The 2,582-nt window shown below is 40.7% G+C and carries 2 protein-coding genes and 1 pseudogene; 2 read left to right on the plus strand and 1 reads right to left on the minus strand.

What is annotated here, in order from left to right; translation table 11 throughout:
• A pseudogene (locus QTN95_RS20160) lies at nucleotides 1–138 on the plus strand (IS4 family transposase); the annotation flags it as partial.
• 190 nt (nucleotides 139–328) lie between these two features.
• Nucleotides 329–1,786, plus strand: a complete 1,458-nt coding sequence (locus QTN95_RS20165) for a hypothetical protein (protein WP_331418770.1) — start codon at nucleotides 329–331, stop codon at nucleotides 1,784–1,786.
• 36 nt (nucleotides 1,787–1,822) lie between these two features.
• On the opposite strand, the gene QTN95_RS20170 is transcribed toward QTN95_RS20165, so the two are convergent.
• On the minus strand, nucleotides 1,823–2,582 hold a 760-nt coding region (locus QTN95_RS20170; RefSeq protein ID WP_331418771.1), incomplete at its 5' end, for an IS630 family transposase.

Below are 2,582 nucleotides of genomic sequence, written 5' to 3' on the forward strand. Positions count from 1 at the left end.
GTCCTGTCTACCGTTCGATTAGGTATGGAAGTCCTCAGGCGACCAGACTACGAGATTACTACTCAACACCTCTTAGCAACGGCCATGGCTCTAGCTGAGCAGCTCTTAAAAGATGGCTATGCACTGGCGGATTTATGAGGGGATCCCTCTCAGACCTATACCTGCCCCCCAGTTATTTCTGGAGTAATCGAGATTATTGGTGTCTACTTGGGTTCGGTGGTGTACACGAATTACATTAGTAATTTAATACAAAAGCTATTTTAGTCTTCGTAACTAAGATAAAATAAGAGATCAACATTTACTGTTGGTCTTTTTTATTGGGAGTACGATGGCACATAATTCCCCTATTTTTGATGAGCCCTACAAAGGCATACAAGTTAACTACTGTGTTTCCGCAGAATGCGAAAATTTTGGTATCAGCGACCCCGCGCTATATCAAGATGTAAAAAATGATCAGAACCTGAATATTTACTTTTGCCCTAAGTGTGGCTCTTATCCACAGAAAATTGACAATAAAGCTGTATATCAATCAGTTCAACACCAAAAACAGTACCATGGGCTAAAGGTAATCTCTTGCCCACACGAACAATGTGGTTCACACGGTTTCGCTGTTCATACTCATATGGACAAGTACCGCTCATTTGGAAAAACCAACGCATTAAAGAAACGTTATCAGTGTCGCGAGTGCAAGTGCGTTTTCACTGATCGTTTCTCTGGTATCAATACACACCTTGAACTACAGAGTGCACTGTTTTATGGGATGAAATACAACCAAGGCGTAAGAAATCTTTGCACGTTGGAAGGAATTACACCAAAAGCTTTCTACACGCATCAAAGAGATATGGTCGATAGGCTTAAATACCTCGCTCATGTCAAAGAGTATCAATTCTTTAACACTACGGACGAATGTCATCTTGCGACTGGTTATCGATATATTAATAAAGCGAGCGGGGCGATTATTGTCGCGAGTGTACATAACCAGAGTGGTTATGTTTTGGGATTTGATACCAACATATCAAAAAAAATTGATAAAAGTTGCTTGCTTGACAAGCCTAAATCAAAGCGTCGTGTTCGTGTTTCGCCCATTGAAGAGAAAGGTGACTTGATGTCCCTAATTCTAGCTGGTTATGACGAGATCATGTCAAGAACGAACTATCTCGATCCTGCAAGTAATGGTACGGTTATGGATCGAAAGCCACTTGAGCTTACTCAGCCCTATTTATGTAGCTTTGCGCATGCACTCGTAATGCACCGAAAGCTAAAGTACAAATCGCAGCTATATTACTTTGTTGAACAAGAAACAATGCTACGAAATGCGTTCATTAACGCCTCTTTAGGTAAGTTAAAAACGCAAGGTGCTCAATTGTTTTATTACAAAGAGAGCATAGAAAAAATGGAATGGTTCGATAAAGATAGATTGCACGTGAAAAACGTTGGCTGGTGGCAAGATAAGTGGGGCTTTGTCGCTATGCCTGATGGAACAAAAGGTGCATGTCACATCAAAGGCAATGGCTTAACACTTGAGAAGTGGAAAGATCTGACTGTGGAAACCTCTCTCAACGATGTGACGCGTTATTTAGACCTATCGTCAAGTTTTTTAAGAACGTTGGTTAACACAGTGAATCACCAATCGATCAATGACTGGTTACATATCTTCACAGCCTATTACAACTATTGTATCCCGAAAAAAAACGGTAAAACACCTGCTCAATTGATGGGTTTTACAGATAGAGCGATGGGGTTGAGCGAACTTCTTAGTGGCGAATATACTATAAGGGCTCGATGATATACCCAATCAACTTGAAAATACAGGCTTGAGTACCTAAAAATTATCATTGATTCGAGACGTCAGTGAACCTGCGATCTCTGGAAGAGTCACAGTAAAAAATTGATCGATGGCTTCCTTGAAGTCTCGTTTATTTTTGAAGTAAACGTTATTCCTCGACTGCTCGTTCATTACCTTCCAAAGCCGCTCAATTGGGTTGAGGTTTGGACTGTAAGGTGGAAGATAATGTAGTTCGATATTTAGGACAAACGCTGCATCTTTGACTAAGTCACTGCGGTGATATCCCGCACCATCTAAGATGATATGAAGCTTATGGGCTAATGGATAACTCTCTCTTAACTTACAGAAAAAGCGAACAATATTTTCACTGTTAATACTCTCGTAATCGTGAACGATGGTTGCACCAATATCCGACAGGTTCAGTGCGCCAATAATGTTCAATCGGCTACGATTACCCGTTGTTTCAATCACTTTATCCTGACCAGTACGTATCCAGCCATGCGATATTTTTGTTGATAGTGTTGGGTGAACTGCATCGATAAAGACTATCGATTCATCCTCGCCACAGCTTGCCTTTAGCGCTTCATATGCCTCTATGAATGCTTGCTGTTTTGCTTCATCAAACTTGTGTGGTATGCCTTTCGGTTGCTTGTAGCTAAAACCATTGTGGTGAAGCCATTTGTTCATACCAGAAACAGTATAATCAAGTCCAAATGTCTCTTTAACGTAGGCGACAATTTGATGAGTATGAGAATAGGTTTTCTCAGACAAATGCTCGATTAGGTGCATGGTTTGA

Source organism: Vibrio sp. M260112 (assembly GCF_036533775.1).
Classification (GTDB): Bacteria; Pseudomonadota; Gammaproteobacteria; order Enterobacterales; family Vibrionaceae; genus Vibrio.